Annotated in this window: 18 protein-coding genes; 12 read left to right on the plus strand and 6 right to left on the minus strand. The window is 73.1% G+C overall.

The annotated features are described in order from the left end of the window. Positions 1-43: 43 nt before the first annotated feature. Both IEY98_RS29505 and IEY98_RS29510 read right to left on the minus strand, forming a co-directional pair. A complete protein-coding gene (locus tag IEY98_RS29505) occupies positions 44-1,828 on the minus strand; it encodes a helix-turn-helix domain-containing protein (RefSeq protein ID WP_189213942.1) in 1,785 nt (594 codons plus the stop codon). Positions 1,829-1,840: 12 nt separating this feature from the next. After that, positions 1,841-2,611 carry a CoA transferase subunit A gene (locus tag IEY98_RS29510; RefSeq protein WP_189213943.1) on the minus strand — a complete coding sequence of 257 codons (771 nt, stop codon included), beginning with the start codon at positions 2,609-2,611 and terminating at the stop codon, positions 1,841-1,843. 348 nt (positions 2,612-2,959) lie between these two features. Here IEY98_RS29510 and IEY98_RS29515 point away from each other — a divergent pair, with 348 nt between their 5' ends. From IEY98_RS29515 to IEY98_RS29535, 5 genes are all read left to right on the plus strand, one after another. Next, positions 2,960-4,285 (plus strand): MFS transporter, encoded by a 1,326-nt coding sequence (locus tag IEY98_RS29515; RefSeq protein WP_189213944.1) that lies wholly within the window; start codon positions 2,960-2,962, stop codon positions 4,283-4,285. Next, entirely contained in the window at positions 4,282-4,935 is a 654-nt protein-coding gene (locus tag IEY98_RS29520) for a 3-oxoacid CoA-transferase subunit B (RefSeq protein ID WP_189213945.1), read from the plus strand. The genes IEY98_RS29515 and IEY98_RS29520 overlap by 4 nt, the downstream gene beginning before the upstream one ends. Positions 4,936-5,000: 65 nt before the next feature. Next, the gene (locus tag IEY98_RS29525) at positions 5,001-5,228 is read left to right on the plus strand and encodes a hypothetical protein (RefSeq protein WP_189213946.1); all 228 of its coding nucleotides are present in this window, start codon (positions 5,001-5,003) and stop codon (positions 5,226-5,228) included. 125 nt (positions 5,229-5,353) lie between these two features. Then, the gene (locus IEY98_RS29530; RefSeq protein WP_189213947.1) at positions 5,354-7,135 is read left to right on the plus strand and encodes a vWA domain-containing protein; all 1,782 of its coding nucleotides are present in this window, start codon (positions 5,354-5,356) and stop codon (positions 7,133-7,135) included. Continuing rightward, complete coding sequence (locus tag IEY98_RS29535; RefSeq protein ID WP_189213948.1) at positions 7,135-7,689, plus strand: hypothetical protein; 555 nt, start codon at positions 7,135-7,137, stop codon at positions 7,687-7,689. Before IEY98_RS29530 ends, IEY98_RS29535 begins: the two co-directional genes overlap by 1 nt. Positions 7,690-7,756: 67 nt before the next feature. Here IEY98_RS29535 and IEY98_RS29540 read toward each other — a convergent pair whose 3' ends face one another. The 3 genes from IEY98_RS29540 to IEY98_RS29550 are packed head-to-tail and all read right to left on the minus strand — an operon-like array spanning position 7,757 to position 11,924. Next, positions 7,757-9,349 carry an amidase family protein gene (locus IEY98_RS29540; protein ID WP_189213949.1) on the minus strand — a complete coding sequence of 531 codons (1,593 nt, stop codon included), beginning with the start codon at positions 9,347-9,349 and terminating at the stop codon, positions 7,757-7,759. Between the two features lie 24 nt (positions 9,350-9,373). Further along, positions 9,374-11,302, minus strand: a complete 1,929-nt coding sequence (locus IEY98_RS29545; RefSeq protein WP_189213950.1) for an FAD-dependent oxidoreductase — start codon at positions 11,300-11,302, stop codon at positions 9,374-9,376. A gap of 52 nt (positions 11,303-11,354) precedes the next feature. After that, positions 11,355-11,924 carry a TetR/AcrR family transcriptional regulator gene (locus IEY98_RS29550; RefSeq protein WP_189213951.1) on the minus strand — a complete coding sequence of 190 codons (570 nt, stop codon included), beginning with the start codon at positions 11,922-11,924 and terminating at the stop codon, positions 11,355-11,357. 86 nt (positions 11,925-12,010) lie between these two features. On the opposite strand from IEY98_RS29550, the gene IEY98_RS29555 reads away from it, so the two are divergent. Next, positions 12,011-12,454, plus strand: coding sequence for a nuclear transport factor 2 family protein (locus tag IEY98_RS29555; RefSeq protein WP_189213952.1), 444 nt, complete (start codon positions 12,011-12,013; stop codon positions 12,452-12,454). Positions 12,455-12,461: 7 nt separating this feature from the next. Here IEY98_RS29555 and IEY98_RS29560 read toward each other — a convergent pair whose 3' ends face one another. Next, positions 12,462-13,040: a CGNR zinc finger domain-containing protein gene (locus IEY98_RS29560; protein ID WP_189213953.1), complete on the minus strand. Its 579-nt coding sequence runs from the start codon at positions 13,038-13,040 to the stop codon at positions 12,462-12,464. 149 nt (positions 13,041-13,189) lie between these two features. Between IEY98_RS29560 and IEY98_RS29565 the strand changes: the two genes are divergently transcribed. The 6 genes from IEY98_RS29565 to IEY98_RS29590 all read left to right on the plus strand — a co-directional run bounded on the left by IEY98_RS29565 (position 13,190) and on the right by IEY98_RS29590 (position 18,660). Further along, positions 13,190-13,642 carry a VOC family protein gene (locus tag IEY98_RS29565; protein ID WP_189213954.1) on the plus strand — a complete coding sequence of 151 codons (453 nt, stop codon included), beginning with the start codon at positions 13,190-13,192 and terminating at the stop codon, positions 13,640-13,642. Between the two features lie 29 nt (positions 13,643-13,671). Beyond that, positions 13,672-14,556: a pyridoxamine 5'-phosphate oxidase family protein gene (locus IEY98_RS29570; protein WP_189213955.1), complete on the plus strand. Its 885-nt coding sequence runs from the start codon at positions 13,672-13,674 to the stop codon at positions 14,554-14,556. Between the two features lie 75 nt (positions 14,557-14,631). Continuing rightward, entirely contained in the window at positions 14,632-17,664 is a 3,033-nt protein-coding gene (locus tag IEY98_RS29575; RefSeq protein WP_189213956.1) for a CHAT domain-containing protein, read from the plus strand. Between the two features lie 10 nt (positions 17,665-17,674). After that, a complete protein-coding gene (locus IEY98_RS29580; protein WP_189213957.1) occupies positions 17,675-18,034 on the plus strand; it encodes a hypothetical protein in 360 nt (119 codons plus the stop codon). A gap of 3 nt (positions 18,035-18,037) precedes the next feature. Further along, positions 18,038-18,235 (plus strand): hypothetical protein, encoded by a 198-nt coding sequence (locus tag IEY98_RS29585; protein ID WP_189213958.1) that lies wholly within the window; start codon positions 18,038-18,040, stop codon positions 18,233-18,235. Beyond that, on the plus strand, positions 18,214-18,660 hold the full coding sequence (locus tag IEY98_RS29590) for a hypothetical protein (protein ID WP_189213959.1): 447 nt from the start codon (positions 18,214-18,216) through the stop codon (positions 18,658-18,660). The genes IEY98_RS29585 and IEY98_RS29590 overlap by 22 nt, the downstream gene beginning before the upstream one ends. Positions 18,661-18,765: the final 105 nt, after the last annotated feature.

Raw genomic sequence — 18,765 nt, forward strand, 5'->3', positions numbered from 1 at the left:
GGGCACGCCCGCGACGGACCCGTGTGTCCGTCGCGGGCGGGGGTCAGGTGGCCTGCAGCGAGTGCAGGCGCAGCGCGAGCTGGATCTCCAGGATCCGGTCGGGGGACTGCCAGTCCGGGCCGAGCAGCCTGCCGATCCGGTCAAGGCGCTGGCCGACGGTGTTGACGTGGATGTGGAGCAGGTCCTTCGTGCGGGGCAGGCTGCACCCGCTGGTGAAGTAGGCCTCCAGGGTGCGGATCAGCTCGGTCCCCCGGTCGCGGTCGTAGTCGAACACCGGCCCGAGCGTCTGCTGGATGAAGCCCGCGTGGTCGGCGCGGTCGGCCAGGACGAGGCCGATGAAGCCCAGCTCGGCCATCGACGCCCCGGTGCCGTCGCGGCCCAGCCGCAGCAGCGCGCGCAGGCACCGCTCCGCCTCCCGGTAGGCGGCGGCCAGACCCGCGGGCCCGCGCGCCGGGCCGCCCGCCGCGACCGTGACCGGGCAGCCCGCCTGGGCGCCGAGCGCGGCGGCGACCCGGGCGGCCAGCGCGCCGGGCGCCTCGGTCTGGGCCAGCAGCACTACCTGTTCGGCGTGGATGCCGCTCAACGCGGCGAACTGGGCGGCGGCCGCGGCCAGCCGTCGCCGCGACACCCCGTCGGCGTGGGCGATGAACACCGCGTACCGGGTGGTCAGGTCCACGCCGAGGTGCCTGCCCCGGTCCACCAGGGTGCCGGGGTTGCGGTCGGGCGCGGTCAGCAGGTCGGTGAGCAGTTCGCCGCGGACCTCGTCCTCGGCCTTGGCCACCGACCGGCGCAACAGCTGCAGCAGGGCGGTGACCACGGCGGCGCGCTCGAACAGGTGCCGGTCGGCGTCGGTCAGCTCGGTGTCGGTCGTGAGCACGATGCTGCCCAACAACTCCGGCCCGGCCTGCACGGCGCACACCCAGCCGCGCTCGGTGCGGGTGGCGCGGCCGGAGTTGTAGGACGCCGCGACAGCGTCCGGGGCCGGGGCCGAGGTGGGCAGCCCCGCGTGCGCGAGCTCGCCGCCCCCGGTCGTGTAGACGCCGATCCCGCCGTGCAGCACGTCGGCGACCGCGGCGGCGACGGCGGCGATGTCCCCGCCGCGCAGCACCAGGTCCATGAGCCGGTCGTGGGCGGCCTCCGCGCGCTGGACGGCCTCGCTGTGCGCGCTGACCTCGGCGAGCAGCCGCGCGTTGTCCAGCGCGATGGCGGCGTGGTCGGCCAGGGAGGACAGCAGCGCGATCTCGTCGGGGGTGAACTCCCGGGCGGCGCGGTCAGCGGCGTACAACACGCCGATGACGGTGTCGCCCACCGCGAGCGGCACCGCCAGCAGCGCGGTCAGCCCCTCGCCGCGCACGGCGTCGTCCACCGGGTCGGAGTGCAGGAAGTGCTGGTCGGACAGGTAGTCCGGGGTGGTGTAGGGGCGGGCCGTCTGCGCGACCAGCCCGCCGAGACCCACCCCCATCTTCATCCTGACCTGCGGGAACAGCGGCGAGACCGACCCGTCGGTCACCCGCATGTAGGTGATGCCCGCGTCGGCGTCGTTGAGGGTCAGATAGGACAGGTCGACGCCGAGCAGGCGACGGGCGCGGTGCACGATGGACCGCAGCACCGCGTCCGGGTCGCGCAGTCGCGCCAGGTCGCCCGCGGTGTCGAACAGCGCCGACAGCTCGGCCTCGCGCCGCCGGTGCCCGCGCACGGTCGCGTTGATCCGCAGCGCGAGCTCGACGGCCGCGGCCGACCCGGGCTCCTCCACCGCCAGCCGCGCCAGTTCGTCGCTGCCCGCCCCGGCCGCGACCAGCTCGAGCAACCGGAAGGCGACACCGTCCACCCGCCCACCTCCTCACCGCGCCGCGGCGCGCACGGTGCGCCGCTCGATCCGTTTCTCCACATCAGGGCCGACGTGCACGACCCGCTGGACGAACACGCCGGGCAGGTGGACGTCGTCGGGGTCCAGCTCGCCCGGCTCGACGAGGTCCTCGACCTCGGCGACGGTGATCCGGCCCGCCATGGCGCACAGCGGGTTGAAGTTGCGGGCGGACCGGGCGAACACCAGGTTCCCGTGCCGGTCGCCGCGCGCGGCGTGCACCAGGGCGTAGTCGCAGGTGATGGCGTGTTCGAGGACGAAGCGCCCGGGCCGCCCGTCGAGGATGAGGTCGCAGACCTCCTTGGGCGGCGACGCGACGGCGACCCCGCCGTCCTCGGCGTAGCGCAGCGGGATGCCGCCGTCGGCGACCTGCGAGCCCACCCCGGTGGCGGTGTAGAAAGCGGGGATGCCCGTGCCGCCCGCGCGCAGCTTCTCGGCGAGGGTGCCCTGCGGGACGAGCTCGACCTCCAGCTCGCCTGCGAGGAACTGCCGCGCGAACTCCTTGTTCTCGCCGACGTAGGAGCTGGTCATGCTGGCGATGCGGCGGTCGGCGAGCAGGATGCCCAGGCCGAAGTCGGCCACCCCGCAGTTGTTCGACACCACCCGCAGCCCGCCGACGCCGCGGGCGTGCAGCGCCTTGATCAACTCCGTCGGCACGCCGCAGAGCCCGAACCCGCCCACGGCCAGGCTCGCGCCGTGGGGGATGTCGGCCACGGCCGCCGCGGGCGTGGAGACCACCTTGTCCATGCTGCCCTCTCTCCATAGGTCACGTGGACGTCAACACTGCTGACCCGGCAGGCGCCCCGACAATGTCTCCTCACACACGCTCGGACCGGCCATTATGTGTCACCGCACATTGGTTTGCGAGGGGGCCGCGCCTACCGTTCCCCGGCATGCGCACCGCCCACCCCGGTCCGTTCCGCTCCGCCCGCGCCGGGCGGGGCCCGGGCCGGAGGGCCGCCCGCCCGGCGAGCGCCGAGCACGGCGTCACCGGGTGATCCCGGCGCCGACCCCCGGGTCGCTCCCGACCCAGCACGGGCCGTCGCCGGGGGTGCCTGTCTCCCGGCGACCCGCCCGCACCACTAGGAGCACGTGATGAGCACTGCCGCCGCATCTCCACCGCAACCAGGGACGCGCATCGGCCGCGTGCTGGCCGCCAGCCTCGTCGGCACCGCCGTGGAGTGGTACGACTTCTTCCTCTACGGCTCGGCCGCGGCACTCGTCTTCAACAAGCTGTTCTTCCCGCTGAGCGATCCGCTGGTCGGCACCATGCTGGCGTTCCTGACCTACGCGCTCGGCTTCGTCGCCCGTCCCCTGGGCGGGCTGGTGTTCGGCCACTTCGGCGACCGGGTCGGCCGCAAGAAGCTGCTGATGGTCAGCCTCGTCATGATGGGCGTCGCCACCGCGGCGATCGGCCTGCTGCCCACCTACGCCAGCATCGGGGTGTGGGCGGCCATCCTGCTCACCGCGCTGCGCCTGGTGCAGGGATTCGCCATCGGCGGCGAGTGGGGCGGGGCGGTCCTGCTGGTCAGCGAGCACGGCTCGGCCCGGCACCGGGGGTTCTGGGCCAGCTGGCCGCAGGCCGGTGTGCCGGTGGGCAACCTGCTGGCCACCGCCGTGCTCGCGATCCTGGCCGCGACCATGGACGACGCGACGTTCGAGAGCTGGGGCTGGCGGGTGCCGTTCCTGCTGTCGGCGGTGCTGATCATCCTCGGCTACTGGATCCGCTCGTCCATCGAGGACGCGCCGGTCTTCACCGAGGCCCGCGCCAAGGCCGAGGCCGAGGGCGGGCCGCGGCGGGCGCCCGCGATCGAGGCGCTGCGCCGCTACCCCAAGCAGATCGGGATCTGCATCTCGGCGCGGCTGGTGGAGAACATCTCCTACTACGTGATCACCGCGTTCGTGCTCACCTACGTCACCACCCACCTCGATCTCGGCCGCGGCCTGGTGCTCAACGCGCTGTTGATCGCCAACGTCGTCCACCTGGTCGCCATCCCCGCCTTCGGGGCGCTGTCGGACCGCCTCGGCCGCAAACCGGTCTATCTGTTGGGGACCGTGGGCATGGGCCTGTGGGCGATGGTGTTCTTCCCACTGCTGGACACCCGCGACGGCTGGCTGATCACCCTCGCCATCACGGGCGGGCTGATCGCGCACGCGGCGATGTACGGACCGCAGGCGGCGTTCTTCGCCGAGCAGTTCGACACCACCGTCCGCTACTCCGGCACCTCCATCGGCTACCAGGTCACCTCGATCATCGCCGGATCCCTCGCCCCGCTGATCGCCACCGCCCTGCTCACCCGGTTCGGCAGCCCGACCCCCGTTGCCCTCTACGTCGTCATCGCCGCCGTCATCTCCACCGCGGGCGTGCTCATGGCGACCGAGACCCGCTCCCGCGACCTGGCGGAGGTGCCAGCCCGATGAGCCTCACCCGGACCCAGATGGCCGCCCGCGCCGCCCGCGAGCTGCCCGACGACGCCTACGTCAACCTCGGCATCGGACTGCCCACCCTCATCGCCGACCACATCCCCGACGGCAAGCACGTCGTCCTGCAGTCCGAGAACGGCATCCTCGGCGTCGGGCCGTACCCCGTCGACGGCGCGGAGGACCCCGACCTGATCAACGCGGGCAAGGAGACCGTCACCGTCCAGGCGGGCTCGTCCTTCTTCGACTCGGCGCTGTCCTTCGGGATGATCAGGGGCGGGCACATCGACGTCGCCGTCCTCGGCGCCATGCAGGTCTCCGCCGTCGGCGACCTGGCGAGCTGGATGATCCCCGGCGCGGTGGTCAAGGGCATGGGCGGCGCGATGGACCTCGTGCACGGCGCGAAGAAGGTCATCGTCCTGATGGAGCACACGGCCAAGAACGGCGCGCCGAAGCTGGTGGACGCCTGCTCGCTGCCGACCACCGGCCTCCGGGTCGTGCACCGGGTGATCACCGACCTCGCGGTCATCGACATCACCCCGGGCGGGCCGGTGCTGCGCGAACTCGCGCCGGGGGTGAGCGTCGCGGACGTGCGGGCGGCCACCCAGCCGGAGCTGCGGGTGGACGGGCAGCTCACCCCGATGCGGTAGCCGCGGGGGATCGGCGGCCGTCCCGCCGGTCCCCACCCCATCCGACACACGAAAGGGCATGACCGGTGACAGGCGCGGAATTCTCATGGGATCGGGAGAACCGGACCGCCGCGGGGTACGCCGCCCGCCACCTCGGCGGGCAGCTCGCCGACCCCGCCGACTTCGGCGCGGTGTGGGCCAACATGACCCGCGGCTTCCACGTCGGCGAGCTGCGCGACCTGCCGCCGCTGGAGGCCGCGTTCACCGACTGGCTCCACGAGCTCCGACTCCACCAGGACGAGCCCCGGACCTGACGCGGGCCACGATCGCACGCGTCCGCGCCCTGGTCCGCCGATACGGTCGATTCCGACGATTCGGGTCCCCGCGTGGGCGGGATCTGCCAGACTGGCGGCTCCTAAGATCATCAGCGGAGGGCTTCGTGGCGCAGTCGGACCAGCGCGGCCGGTGGCCGCTGATCATCGCGGTGGTGGTGGGGCTCGCGGCCAGCGGCGGCCTGTACGCCTACCTGGACGCCGCGGACCGGCCGCCCGCCGACTGCGTTCCACTGGAGATCAGCTCGTCCAGCGAGAAGGACAAGCTGCTCGCGCAGATGGCCGCCGACTACAACGCCGCCGACCGGGAGTTCGGCGGCAAGTGCGCCAAGGTCAGCGTGCACGGCCTCACCTCGGGCGCGGCCATGGAGGCGCTGATCGGGGGCTGGGCGAGCGCCAAGACGGGCACGCCCGAGCCGCAGGTGTGGATGCCGAGCACGTCGCTGTGGCTGTCGCGGATGGGCGCGCGCAACAGCACCGGGCTCGTCGTGCGGCTGGACAACCCGTCGGTCGCGGCGAGCCCGCTGGTGATCGCCATGCCGGAGGAGATGGCCGAGCAGGTGCGCACCCGCACCCCGGACCCCGGCTGGGCGGACATCCTGCGCCTGGCCACCGCCCCGGACGGCTGGGCCGCCGCTGGCAGGCCGGAATGGGGCGACTTCACCCTCGCCCGGGACAACCCGCTGCTCTCCTCGTCCGGCCTCGGCGCGTCGGTGGCGACCTTCCACGCGGGCGCGGTGGCCGCCCGGACACCGCTGACCGACGACGCCGTGCACAACGCCGAGGTGCTGAAGTTCGTCCGCGGCGTGGAGTCGTCGGTGACCCGCTACGGCAACGACGCCGCCCGCTTCGTCGAGGAACTGGCCGACGACGACCGGCGCGGCACGCCGCCGATCAGCGCGATCGTCATGCAGGAGGAGCTGGCCTACCTCTACAACCGCGGCGCGACCAGCGGCGAGCCCGGCGCGCTCGACCGGGGCACGCCGCCCAACCGGCCGTTCTCGGTCATCCACCCGCGCGAGGGCACGCTGGTCTTCGACCACCCGTTCGTCGTGCTGGCCTCCGCCAGTCCCGAGCAGCGCGAGGCCGCTGAGGACTTCCGGCGGTTCCTGGCCGAGGACGAGCAGCGGGCCCGGTTCCGCCAGTCGGGCTTCCGCGACGCCGACGCCCCGGACCGGGCGACCGCCGAACTCCAGGACGCCCTCGGCCTGTCCGCCGACGCGGGCCTCGCGGTGATCGCGCCGCCACCGCCGAAGGTGGTCGAGGCGATGGTCGACGCGTGGGCCGCCACCCGCAGGCACGCCCGCGTCCTGCTCGTGCTCGACGTGTCCGGCTCGATGGCCGAGGTCGCCGACCCGAACAGCGTCGACGCCGACCTGGCAGGCCGGTCGAAGATCTCCCTGCTGCCGACCGCGGTCACCCGCGCGCTGGAACTGCTCAGCCCGCACGACGAGGTGGGCCTGTGGACGTTCTCGACCGGCAGGCAGCAGAAGGTCCCCATCGGCGCACTCAAGTCCAACCGCGACGCGCTGCTCACCACGGTCGAGGACCTGCCGACCAAGGGCGAGACGGACCTGTACGACACCGTCGTCGCCGCCCACGACGCCATGGTCGGCTCGCTCGACGGCGACCGCATCAACGCCGTCGTCGTCCTGTCCGACGGGGCCAACACCCCGGCGGACGAGCGCGGCAGGAAGGCCATGCTGGACAAGATCGACGTCGACAACAGCGAGGTCGCCCTGCCCGTCTTCACCATCTCCTTCGGCGCGGACGCCGACCGCGAGACCATGGCCGCGATCGCCAAGGCCACCAACGCCCTCCACTACTCCGCCGTCGACGACCCCGGCACCATCGACGAGGTGTTCGCCAGCGTCTTCAGCCACTTCTGATGCGCAGACCCGAACCCGCGGCCTGGGCCGCCGCCCTGGTGATCGCCGCCCTGGCCGCGTCGGCCACCGCGGCCCGCGCGCCGTCGCCGTGGTGGGCGCTGCCCGTGTTCGCCGTCATGGCGGCGTTGGTCCTCGGCGTCCACGCCCTGCTGTCGCGCGGACCCGCCCCGCCCGAGAGCACCCGCACACCCCCGCTCCCGGCCGAACCGCTGGACCGGGCCCGCGCGCTGGTCCGCCGGGCGTCGGCCCTCGCCGGCGAGATCCGCGCCCAGACCCTCGCGGTCCCCGAGGCCGACGCCGTGGCCACCAACGCCGCCATCACCGCCGACGCCGCGCACCGCCTGGCCTGCCTGGCCGCCCGCTCCCCGGACTCCGCCCCCGCCGCCCTCACGACGCTCGCCAGCGCCCTGGAGGACATGCGGACGACCGCCGAGAACCTCACGACCCCGACCGGGATCCCGGTCCGGCACCTGGTGGAGACCCTCACCGCGATCCGGGCGTCGATTGAGGACAAGGAGACCGAGATCCGGACCAGCTTGCGCGGCCACCCCTGAGCCCCGTGACGGGGTTCGCGGATCGCGCCGGGTCCGGTGCTCGATCGGCGCAGCGGTCATGCCGGGGTCAGGGGAGAGGTGGAGTGCTGGCGGGCGGCCTGCGGTGTCGGGTTGCCTGTTCGTAGTCGTAGCCGAGGCCGAGCAGGGTCGGTTCGGTGAAGGGGCGGCCCAGCAGTTCCACGCCCACCGGCAGGCCGTCGGGTGTGAAGCCCGCCGGGACCGTGAGTGCCGGGAAGCCGGTGTTCGCGGCGAGGTTGCACGGGCGGTTGCCCGCCTGCGGGATGCCGATCGGCGCGGCCTGCTGCTGGACCGTCGGGTAGACGATCGCGTCGAGGTCGTTGTCCGCCAGCAGCGCCTGGAGCAGGTGCTGCGCCCGGGCGCGCTGGGCCAACCGCTCGTAGTACGGGCCCGACGGCCTGTCCCGCCTGCTCTTGATCCGCTCCAGCACAACGGGATCGACCTGGCCGGAGGCGATGATGTCGTCCAGGGTCACGATGTCGGCGGGCGGCTCCAGCCGGGCCAGCGGGCGCGGGAACCGGGAGCCCGGCGCCGCCAGGTAGCGGTTGAGGTCGCGCTCGAACTCGTCGCCGTACACGCTGGACGCGTCGACGGCCGTCATCAGCGCGGGCTGGGCGGGCAGCTCGACCACGACCGCCCCCTGCGCCGCCATGTCAGCCGCTGCCGCCCGGATCAGCACCGTCGTCGCCTTCGCGGGCGCCGAGGTGTCCAGATAGTCGGTCAGCACGCCGATGCGGGCGCCCCTGAGCGCGGTGTCGTCCAGCGCCGCGGTGTAGGTGCGCGGGACGCGTCCGATGGACGCCGCGGTCGACGGGTCGTCCGGGTCGTACCCGGCGGTGGCGTCCAGCACCAGCGCGACATCGCCGACCGACTTGGCGAGCGGCCCGCCGACGTCCTGGGTGGCGGAGATGGGCGCGATGCCGTCGCGGCTGGACAGCCCGGAGGTCGGGCGCAACCCGACCAAGCTGTTGTGCGCGGCCGGATTCCGGATGGAGCCGCAGGTGTCCGAGCCGAGGCCGACCGCGCCGAACCCGGCCGCCACCCCCGCGGCCGTGCCGCCGCTGGACCCGCCGGGGTTGCGGGACTGGTCGTACGGGTTGCGGGTCTGGCCGCCGAGCGAGCTGACGGTCTCGATCCCGGAGGCGAACTCGTGCAGGTTCGTCTTCGCGACGATGACCGCGCCCGCCGCGCGCAGCCGCGCGACCTGCTCGGCGTCGTCCGGGGTGCGCCAGCGCGCCAGCGCCAGCGAGCCGTTGGTGGTGGGCAGGTCCCCGGTGTCGTAGTTGTCCTTGATGAGGACGGGAATGCCGTGCAGCGGGCCGCGGACGTGTCCCCGACGGCGCTCCGCGTCCAGCCGGGCGGCGTCGGCGATCGCCGTCGGGTCCGCGCGGATGACCGCGTTGACGCCGGGCTGGTCGTCGTATGCCTCCTCGTACGCGTCGATCCGCGCCAGGTACGCCCTGACCAACTGGACCGAGCTGACCCGGCCGCTCGCCAGCAGAGCGCTCAGCTCGCCCGCGTCCTTGTCGACCACCCACCGCGCGATAGCCGCATCGGGTTCCGCGTGGACCGGCGCCGCCGTGGCCGCCAGGGCGCAGGCCACGAGGGCAGCCGCTCGGGTTCGCCGCTTCCGTCCGGCCACACCGGCCTCCTCGTCGGACCGCGGTCAGGTCCAGACCCGGGTCGTTCCCGTCTCCCGTCGCGCGGTGGGCAGCGTGGCGGAGTTGAGCGCCGTCTCCAGTTGCTCCCAGCGCGTGACGAGGTCCGACATCATGACCATCATGACGTCGGGGAAGGCGTAGAGGAAGCTTTGGTAGCGGTAGTGGTCCAGGTACCACACCACGGTGTCGTCGCCGAGGGCGGTGACGGAGGTGGTGCGGGCGTCGAAGAACAGGTCGTACAGGCCCAGAAGCGCCCCTCGGCCCAGGACCGCGCGCTCGTAGATGCCGCCGAAGTCGACCTCCACCTGGCCGCTCGCGACGAGGAACACGCCGTGGGCGACGCCGTCCTCCCGGCAGATCGGGTCGCCCGCCGCGTACGGGATCTCGTCGAACATCGAGGCGAGCGTCTCCAGCTCCGACGGGGCCAGCGCGGCGAGGACCCGCACGCCGTGCGGGTCGAAGCTCTCCCGCAGGCAGGCCACCCGCTCGGTCAGCTCGCGCTCGGTGATGTGCGTCATCCGCATCCGCACGAAGCGCAGCATCCGGTCGGTGTTGCGCGACTGGCGGCGGGACTTCCCGGCGCTGGGCGGGGTGTAGACGGCGGAGTTGCCGCTGATCCGCGCGGCCTCGCGCCTGCCGGACTCGTACGCGCTGTGCACGCACGCCCAGTGGTAGGGGTTGGTGCCCTCGCCCGCGAAGAACAGCCGGTCGCCGACCGGTTCGGCGAGCGTGGCGATGTCCCGGGGCGAGGCGTCGACGCCGATGCAGGTGTAGGAGCCCCGCGCGAAGGGGTCGGCGGACCACGCGGTGCGCGAGATGCGCTCGGGCTCGGGCGCGTGGTCGCCGAAGATGTCGCGGACGATGGTCGTGGTGTAGTCGGCGACCTCCGCGTCGGACCAGCTCTCCAGCTCCCGGCCGAGCGACGCGCCCAGCAGGATCACCAGGATCGGCTTGCCGTGGGACTTCCACATGCTGATGACGACGGTGGGGTAGCGGTCGGTGTCGCGGCACAGGTAGCCGAAGACGTACTGCTCGGTCGGCCAGAAGGGTTCCCGGTAGTGCAGGGCGATCTTGTTGAGCGTGCCGAAGCCCAGCCGGGCGATCGCCGACCGCTTGGCCTCGGGCAGCTCGGGCTCGAAGCGGACCGCACCCGCCTTGAGCACGCCGAGCGGCACGGTCACCAGTACCTTGTCCGCCTCGAACACCCGGTGGTCCGTGGTGACCCGCACCGGCGTTGCGCGGGTGTCGATCCCGGTGACCACGTGCCCCAGCCGGACGTCCAGTCCCTCGGCGAGGGCGTCGACGACGCACTGGTAGCCCTGGTGCAGGATGCTGTCGCCGTGGCCGTAGACGAGGTAGCCGTCCTCCCAGTACTTCAGGGACAGCTTGTCGATGTCCTCGGCGACGTCCTCGCGCAGGATGATGTTGAGGTGGTAGCGCACCGCCTGCTCGTCGTCGGGAGACAGCCCGCGCTGGGCGATGATCTGGGTGACGGCCGCGCCCAGCGGGATATCCGGCTGCTGCTCCTTGCGCGCCAGCTCGGCCCGCTGCTCCAGCTCGTGCAGCACGTCGTCGACCAGCTCCAGGGTGCGGCTCTTGCGGCGGTGGTTCGCCCTGCGGTGGTCCGCGCCGAACAGGTCCAGGTTGTCGAAGCCGCCGGTATAGGCGCTGTCGCCGCCCACATAGCTGTAGGGGATGCCCAGCTGGTCGACCAGTTCGGTGATCGGGTTGCCGTCCGTCCCGTGGATCCAGTGCGCGCCGAGGTCGACCCCGTGCTCGTCGGTCCAGATCCGGCCGCCGACCCGGTCCCGCGCCTCCAGCACGGTGACGGGATGGCCGAGGTCGCGCAGCGCCCGCGCGGCGGCCAGGCCGGACATCCCGGCTCCCACGATCAGGACGGGGCACGCACCGCCGGTGTCGCCTTCGCTGGCCATTGCGTGATTGTCGGCCTGGTCGGGCTACCCCGGACAGCCCCGGATCGGGTGGTTACGGCGCAGTGGACCGCGCCGTTCGGGCCACGAGGAGGGCGGACGCGGCCGCCCGGGCGCTGTCGGCGGCGTTCGGATTCCGCATGATGGAGGCGGAGACGATCGCGCCGTCGATGAGCAGCAGGAGTTCCTCGGCCAGCCGCGCGTCCACGGGAAGGCAGGCGACCAGCCCGTCGAGGTAGTGCCGCAGCGCGTCCTTGTGCTCGCGCGCGATGTCGGCGACGACGGAGGGCGTGCCGAACTCGCCGAAGGAGTTGACGAACGCGCAGCCGCGGAAGCCGGGCTCGGCGAACCAGCGGCCCAGCCAGTCGAACACCGCCAGCACCCGCTCGGCGGGGTCGGTCCGCTCGTCGACGAAGTCGGCCATCCTGCGCCGCCACCGCCGATCGCGTCGACGGAGGTATTCGGCGACCAGGTGCTCCTTCGACGGGTAGCACCGGTACAGGCGCTTGAACGGCACGCCGGACGCCGCGCGGATCGCGTCCATGCCGACGGCCTGCACGCCGCGCTCGTAGAACAGCGCGTCGGCGGCGTCCAGGACCCGCAGCGCGGCCTCGTCGTGATCCACAGCACCTCCGATGGGCAACGAGAACGATCGTTCTCTACGGTAGCCCAGAGAACGATCGTTCTCCACCCGACAGAGGGAGATCCCGGATGCGACCGCCCTTCGACGAGCAGACCGCGCTGGCCAAGGTGCAGGCGGCCGAGGACGCCTGGAACACCCGCGACCCGGAGCGCGTGGCGCTCGCCTACACCGAGGACTGCGTGTGGCGGAACCGCGACCGGCACGTCACCGGCCGCGCCGAGATCGTGGAGTTCCTGCGGCGGAAGTGGGACCGCGAGCTGGACTACGCGCTGCGCAAGGAGCTCTGGGGATTCCGCGGCAACCGCATGGCCGTCCGCTTCCAGTACGAGTGCCGCGACCGCGACGGGCGGCACTGGCGCAGCTACGGCAACGAGCTGTGGGAGTTCGCCGAGGACGGGCGGATGCGCCGCCGCGAGGCGAGCATCAACGACGTCCTCATCGCCGAGTCCGAGCGCCGCATCCTGGGCCCGCGCCCCGCGTCCGAACGCGAGGTCCTGCTGCCGATCCTCTAATCGTGTCCTAAGTAGACTTACCGGCGCGGTGCCGCTCGTAGTGGCGGGCGGCCCGCGCCCGGTTGCCGCAGCCGGATGAGCACCACTCCCGACGCGAGTGGTCCTTCCGGAAGTACAGCACGCATCCCGGCCCGTAGCAGGCGCGCAGGGTGGTGGCGGCCTCCCCGGTGAACAGGTGCGCCGCCGCCAGGCCGATCGCCGCCAGGGCGTGCTCCGCGCCGCGCGCGGTCGTCTCCCAGTCCAGCACGAGGCCGGTGTCCCGGCGCACGAGCACGGGAGTCCTGGCGACCGCGACGGAGTTCAGCTCGGCGATCGCCGCGTCGAGATCGGCCATCGCCGACGCCGCGCGCTCGCGGCTGTCGGCGGTCACGTGGGCGGCGATGCGGCGCAGCGCGTCGCGCAGGCGCACGAACGCGGCGAGGTCGGCCTTCGGCGCGGGCTCGAACCCCGCGCCGGCGAGCCAGCGGCGCAGACCCGCGGCCGTGGCCAGGTCGTCGTGGCGGCCGTCGCGGTCGGCCCAGACCGTGTTCATCAGCCGGATCGGCAGCGGCTCGTCCGGGAGCAGATCGGCGATCTCGTCCGCCATCACGCACCTTTCCTCGGTCTTCTAATGGTAGAGCTCTGGGCAAGCGTGAGGAGTTCTAACGGATAGATCGTTGACAAGCGTTAGAGGACGTGCGAGGGTTGATCTAACGGAAGCAACGCTTTCAAGCGTTAGAACACTGGAGGGACCCGATGGGCGCCACCGCTCTCAAGGCCGGACACGTCGGCATCAACGTCACCGACCTCGACCGCTCGACCGACTTCTACCGCCGCGTCCTCGACGTGGACGTGCTGGGCTCCAGCGCCGACGGCGACCGCCGGTTCGCCTTCCTCGGCAGGGACGGCGCGCTGCTGGTGACCCTGTGGCAGCAGAGCGCGGGCGTGTTCGCCACCGACCGGCCCGGCCTGCACCACATGTCGTTCGAGGTGCCGGACATCGCCGACGTGCGCAGGGCGGAGGCGACCCTGCGCGAACTGGGCGTGGAGATCCGGCACGACGGCGTCGTGCCGCACGGCGAGGGCGCGTCCTCCGGCGGCGTGTTCTTCCACGACCCCGACGGCGTCCGGCTGGAGATCTACGCCCCCAGCGGCGCCGACGTCGCGCCCGCCCCGACGCCGGGCGCGCCGACCTGCGGCTTCTTCTAAGCGAACGGACCCGAGGACGAGGAGCGGCGGTGCACCACCCCGGAGAGATCGAACTGCAGCGGCGGGTCGGCATGACCCGCGCGTGGGGCAGCGGGCGCGTCGGCGCGGACATCCCGCCGGTGGCCGCCGACTTCCTCGCCGCGCAGCGGCTCGTCGTCATCGGCGCGGCCGATGACGACGGGGCCGTGTGGGCGGGTCCTCTGGCCGGTCCGCCCGGCTTCGCCCGCGCGAGCGGCAGCCGGACCGTCGTGGTCGACCGCGAGCCCGTCGACCACGACCCGCTCGGCGCCCTGTTCGCCACCGAGCGCGATATCGGGATGCTGGCCATCGAACCGGCGTCCCGGCGGCGGATGCGGATCAACGGACGCGCCCGCCAGAGCGGGGGCGCGCTCGTCCTGCACACCGAGCAGGTCTACGCGAACTGTCCCAAGTACATCCAGACCCGCACCGTGGTCGACGGGGACGACCCGCCCGCGACGACCGTGCGCACGTCCACCTCGCTGGACGCGGACCAGCGAGCGTGGATCACGGCGGCTGACACGTTCTTCATCGCCACCCGCGCGCCCGGTCTGGGCGCTGACTGCTCCCACCGCGGCGGCGGCCCCGGTTTCGTCACCGTCGCGGGCGATCGGCTGACCTGGCCGGACTACGTGGGCAACTCGATGTTCATGACCCTGGGCAACCTCGAACTCGATCCGAGGGCCGGACTGCTGTTCCTCGACTGGGAGCGCGGCGCGACCCTGCAGCTCACCGGCCGCGCCCGCGCCGACTGGGACGGCGAGCGGGCCGCGGCCGTGCCCGGCGCCCAGCGGATGGTCGACTTCGACGTCGAGCGCGTCGTGCAGATCGCCGGGCTCGCCCTGCCGCGGTGGGTCTTCGGCGCCTATTCCAAGTTCAACCCGGGAAACCCGTGACGCCCGTCCGGTCATCCCGAGCGCGTCCCGTGGTTGTCGGTGATCTTCCGGCCGGTCGGGCGATACGGAGCGGGGGTGCCCGACGATGTGATGATCATGAGCGAGCAGGTCGAGGCGAGGCGCGCTAGGTCATTGCCCGCGCACGCGGTGCGGATGGTGCGGGACGGCATGGCCGATCCGGACCGGGCGCGGCCGTTCCTGGCGGACACACCGGAGTGGCTGCGCTCAACGCGTGCTCTGGCCAACATGACCCGGACACTGTTGCTCGCCCACGATCGCCTGACGCCGGAAGACCTCGACCTGGAGGCCGTGTACCTGTCGGCGTGCTTCCACCAGGCCAGGGCGGCGGTGGTCGATCCGGAGGTCGTGCGGCACGACGCCGCGGCCGCCGCCGCCCTGTTCTCGGTGGTCCACGCCGTGCGCCCGGACGCGGTCCCCGAGCCGCTGCGATCGGCCTACGCCGAGAGTCCGCCCGCACTCCTGTCGCCCGCGACGATCCTGTACCGCGCCGGGGCGGTGCTGATGGTGGAGGGCGCGCGCGCCCGAGACGTCAAGTTGCTGGAGCAGGCGGTCGGCCTGATCGTGCTGGCGGACAGAGCCGGATTCGATCCCGACGTGCGGCCCTCGATGCTGTTCGCCATCGGTTCCCTGTATGTGCAGATGGGGTTGCTGACAGGGGACAAAGAGCGGTTCGAGAAGGCGGTGGGGTTCATCCGCTTGGCGGTGAGCGACTGGCCTGCCGACCGTCCCCTGCCGAGGCAGACGCTCCGGATGCTGGCCGCCGCGCGGGCGGGGCTGCCCGAGGAGGCCTCGCCCCTCAAACAGCGCTTCAGCCGGTACCTGGACTCGGGGACGAAGGACCCGGCCGAGTTGGCCGCGCTCATCGCCGACACCCGCGCGGCGCTGGTGGACACCGGGCCCGGCGACCCCGACTGGCACCTGAACCGGAACATCCTGGCCTCGCTGCTGCGCATCCGGTTCGAGCTGGCCGGGGAGGCCGACGACATCGACCAGTCGATCGCGCTGCTGCGCGAGACCCTGGAGACCACCGACGACCGGGCGATCACGGGGATGCTCAACAGCGCGCTCGCCTCCGCCTGCCTCGACCGCCACATCGAGACCGGCGACCCGGACGACCTGGCGGCGGCCATCGCCGCGGGCCGGGCCAGCGTGGCCGCGAGCCTGCAGCACGAGCCCGGGCACCCGAAGTCGCTGACCAACCTGGCAGCCGTGCTGCAGACCAGTTACAGCCGGACCAGAGACACCGCCGAACTCGACGAGGCCATCGGCTACCTGGAGATCGCCGTCGACGCCGAGGTGGCAGGCACCGGCGACCACCAGGTCATGCGGATCAAGCTGGCCGTCGGGCTGCTCCTGCGCGCGCTGGCGACGGACCGGGAGGCCGATCTCGACGACGCCGCCCGGCTGTTGGAGTCCGTCGCGGTCGAGGAGCCCGTGGACGGCGTCAACCAGCATCAGGCGCGGCTGGAGCTGAGCCGGGTCGCGTTGGTCCGCGCTGCCCTGTCCCGACGGCCCGAGGAGCTGTACTCGGCGCTGGTCGGATTCCGGGACACCGCGCAGGCGGCCTCGCACGACCTGCGGACCCGGCTGCAGGCGGGCGGCCACTGGGCCGACGCGGCCGAGCGCTTCGGCGACGCCGAGGAGACGGCCCGCGCCTACGGCTACGTGCTCGACGAGCTGCTGCCCAAGTCGGCGGGCCTGGCCCTCGACCGGCGGTCGCGGGAGCTGCGGCTGCGCCACACCAGCGGCTATGCCTGCGACGCCGCGTGGGCCGAGCTGCGGTGCGGCCGGGTGCAGGACGCGATCGTCCGCCTCGAACAGGGTCGGGGCGTGCTGCTGACCCAGGCGCTGCGGCTGCGCGGCGCGCGGGAGGCGCTGGCCGAGGCCGCGCCGGGACTGGCCGAGCGGTACGACCGGATCGGCGCGGCGCTCATCGCCGACACCGCGCTTCCCGAGGAGCGCAGCAGGCTGGCGGCGGAGTTCGACGAGGTGGTCAAGCTGATCCGGGCTGTGCCCGGGTTCGCGCGCTTCGGGATGCCCGCCGACTGGGCCCGCCTGCGCACCGCGGCGGACGGCGGGCCGGTGGTGGTGGTCAACGTCGCCAGCCGGGGCGGTGACGCGCTGATCCTGCGTCCCGGCGGCGACGTGACGGTGGTCGCGCTGCCGAAGGTCAGCCACGACGAGGTGGCGCGGAGGGCCGATGCGTTCCTGCACGCCGTCGACGGGATGTCGGCCTCGGCATCGGACCTCGCCGCCCGGATGGCTCACGACGGCGTCATCACCGGCACTCTCGGCTGGTTGTGGAAGAACGTGGCGGGGCCGGTCCTGGGCGCGTTCGACGCCGTCCCGGAGCGGCTCTGGTGGTGCCCGACCGGTCCGCTGGCGCTGCTGCCCCTCCACGCCGCGCACCGGGAGAGCGACGGCGTCTACGTGCACGACCTGGTCGTCTCCTCCTACACCCCCACGCTGACCGCGCTGATCGAGGCCCGGACGCGGCCGCCTGCGCCCGACACCGGCCTGCTGGGCGTCGCGTTCGCCGGGGAGCCGCCGCTGCTCGGCGTCGCGGAGGAGGTGGCCGCGATCGGGCACGACACGGACCCGGCGACGGTGCTCGTCGGCGCGGACGCGACCCCGGGCGCGGTGCTCGCGGCAATGGGCGAGCACACCCGCGTTCACCTGGCCTGCCACGGGGTGCGCGACCCGAGCGACCCGTCGAACGGCGCGCTGTGCCTGCACGGCGGGGACCTCACGGTCCGCGAGCTGGCGAGGTGGCGGTCGCACGGGGCCGAGCTGGCGTTCCTGTCGGCCTGCCACACCGCCGCGGCCGGGCCGGAGCTGGTCGACGAGGTGATCACCCTGGCGTCGGCGCTGCGGCTGTGCGGGTACCGCCACGTCGTCGGTGCTATGTGGACGGTGCAGGACGTGGTGGTCCCGCAGCCCGCGGTCGAGTTCCACCGTCTGCTGCGGGAGGCGGGATCGCTGGCGCACACGGCCACCGCCCTGCACGCCGCGGTCGATCTTCTCCGGCGGACCCCTGAGTACTCGTCCCCGCTGTACTGGGCCTGCCTGGCCCACATCGGCCCCTGAGGAGGAGCCCGTGACCGACGACCGCCGATACCTGCTGGCGTTCTGCCAGGCCCTGCCGGAACTGCTGCTGGTGACGCGCGCCCAGGGCGCGGAGGCGGCGCTGGAGGAGGCCGCGGAGCGCGTCCGCGCGGGCACCCCCGTGCTCCACGTCCTTCCCCGCCTCGGCATACCACCCCACGTGCTGACCGGCACCGGCCCGGGCAGACGCGCGGGCGACATGCTGGCCCCACTGCCCCGCCCCGCCTCCGGCGAGACCTACCGCTGCCCCGACGGCGCGTGCGGACTGGAGGTGCCGAGAGCCCCCGGCGGCCCCATCCCGAAGGAACGATGCTGGCTCCGCAACCGCCCCCTGACGGCAGGAGAGGCCTGACCCATGACGCACCTCCGCAACGCGCTGGGCAAGAACCTCACCGAGCCCCGACTGCCGCGACCGGCGGTGCCGGGCGCGCTGGTGGTCGTGGCGGGCGGTATGGGGCAGGGTTCGGCACTGGACGCGGCAGTGGCGGGTGCGGGGATGGACACCGCTGCCGCGACGGTGGCGCGTTGGCTGTGGGCGAGGCCGGACCGGTGACGTCGTTTCCCGATGAGCTGGGCAAGAGGCTCGCCGAGCGCTGGCTGGTGGTGCCGGAGGTGCTGATCGAGGCGGGCGTTGTGGTTGCGGGACGCTTCGGCGGTGGACTTGTCGTAGCGCGCGCGAACGGCTGGCACCGCTGCGGCGATGGCGATCCACGGGCCGTGGGGGAGACCGAGCCGGTGACGCCGTTTTTCGATGAGCTGGGCAAGAAGCGCGATGAGCCCTGGCTGTCGCGGTGGGGCCGGGCGCGCTGTTTGATCGCGACGGTGGCCGCTGGCCGTGGGCAGGTTTCGTCGGTGACGCCGTTTTCAACGGATTGGGTAGGGACCTGGCTGCGCGATGGTTGTCGCGGTTGGTGGTGCGCGGGTCTGCTTTTGGTCGCGACTCTGGCCCGTTGGCTATGGGGGAGGCCGGATCGGTGACGTCGTCTTCGCATGGGTCGGGCAGGAAGTTCGCTGAGCGGTGGGTGGTGCCGGGGCTGCCGTTGGTTGCGATGGTGGTTGGCGGGAGGGCGGGCCGGTGATGCT

Origin of the sequence: Actinokineospora fastidiosa (genome assembly GCF_014648415.1) — a bacterium.
In the GTDB taxonomy this organism is placed as follows: Bacteria; Actinomycetota; Actinomycetes; order Mycobacteriales; family Pseudonocardiaceae; genus Actinokineospora; species Actinokineospora fastidiosa.

What these genes read in the sequence shown, in the direction of transcription:
- IEY98_RS29510 (WP_189213943.1), bottom strand. Translation starts at nt 2,611, where the DNA reads ATGGACAAGGTGGTCTCCACGCCCGCGGCGGCCGTGGCCGACATCCCC.
- IEY98_RS29515 (WP_189213944.1), top strand. Translation starts at nt 2,960, where the DNA reads ATGAGCACTGCCGCCGCATCTCCACCGCAACCAGGGACGCGCATCGGC.
- IEY98_RS29520 (WP_189213945.1), top strand. Translation starts at nt 4,282, where the DNA reads ATGAGCCTCACCCGGACCCAGATGGCCGCCCGCGCCGCCCGCGAGCTG.
- IEY98_RS29535 (WP_189213948.1), top strand. Translation starts at nt 7,135, where the DNA reads ATGCGCAGACCCGAACCCGCGGCCTGGGCCGCCGCCCTGGTGATCGCC.
- IEY98_RS29545 (WP_189213950.1), bottom strand. Translation starts at nt 11,302, where the DNA reads ATGGCCAGCGAAGGCGACACCGGCGGTGCGTGCCCCGTCCTGATCGTG.
- IEY98_RS29555 (WP_189213952.1), top strand. Translation starts at nt 12,011, where the DNA reads ATGCGACCGCCCTTCGACGAGCAGACCGCGCTGGCCAAGGTGCAGGCG.
- IEY98_RS29560 (WP_189213953.1), bottom strand. Translation starts at nt 13,040, where the DNA reads ATGGCGGACGAGATCGCCGATCTGCTCCCGGACGAGCCGCTGCCGATC.
- IEY98_RS29565 (WP_189213954.1), top strand. Translation starts at nt 13,190, where the DNA reads ATGGGCGCCACCGCTCTCAAGGCCGGACACGTCGGCATCAACGTCACC.
- IEY98_RS29585 (WP_189213958.1), top strand. Translation starts at nt 18,038, where the DNA reads ATGACGCACCTCCGCAACGCGCTGGGCAAGAACCTCACCGAGCCCCGA.